This is a genomic window from Pseudomonas sp. NPDC087346 (genome assembly GCF_044744235.1).
Lineage (GTDB): Bacteria > Pseudomonadota > Gammaproteobacteria > Pseudomonadales > Pseudomonadaceae > Aquipseudomonas.
Genome location: NZ_JBIUXX010000183.1, coordinates 1 through 539 on the forward strand (window position 1 = coordinate 1; position 539 = coordinate 539).

Annotated in this window: 1 pseudogene; it reads left to right on the forward strand. The window is 62.0% G+C overall.

Features of this window, described 5'->3' with window-relative positions:
- Positions 1 to 73: 73 nt before the first annotated feature.
- Positions 74 to 539, forward strand: a pseudogene (locus ACIOZM_RS31945) (NADH-quinone oxidoreductase subunit C/D); the annotation flags it as partial.

The following is a 539-nucleotide window of genomic DNA, read 5'->3' on the forward strand; positions in this document are numbered from 1 at the left end:
CTTTTAGCATTTTCTACTCCCCTACACCCACCGCCACCAATACAACGCCCCCCCCCACCCCCCCCCCACCCCCCCCCCCCCGACCTGGGAAGGTCACCCGCTGCGCAAGGACTTCCCGGCGCGTGCGACCGAGTTCGATCCGTTCAGCCTGAACCTGGCCAAGCAACAGCTTGAGGAAGAAGCCGCACGCTTCCGTCCTGAAGACTGGGGCATGAAGCGTTCCGGCACGAACGAGGACTACATGTTCCTCAACCTGGGCCCGAACCACCCTTCGGCTCACGGTGCGTTCCGTATCATTCTGCAACTGGACGGCGAAGAGATCGTCGACTGCGTGCCTGACGTCGGTTACCACCACCGTGGTGCCGAGAAGATGGCCGAGCGTCAGTCCTGGCACTCCTTCATCCCGTACACCGACCGTATCGATTACCTCGGCGGCGTGATGAACAACCTGCCGTACGTGCTCTCGGTCGAGAAGCTGGCCGGCATCAAGGTGCCTGAGAAGGTCGACGTCATCCGCATCATGATGGCCGAGTTCTTCC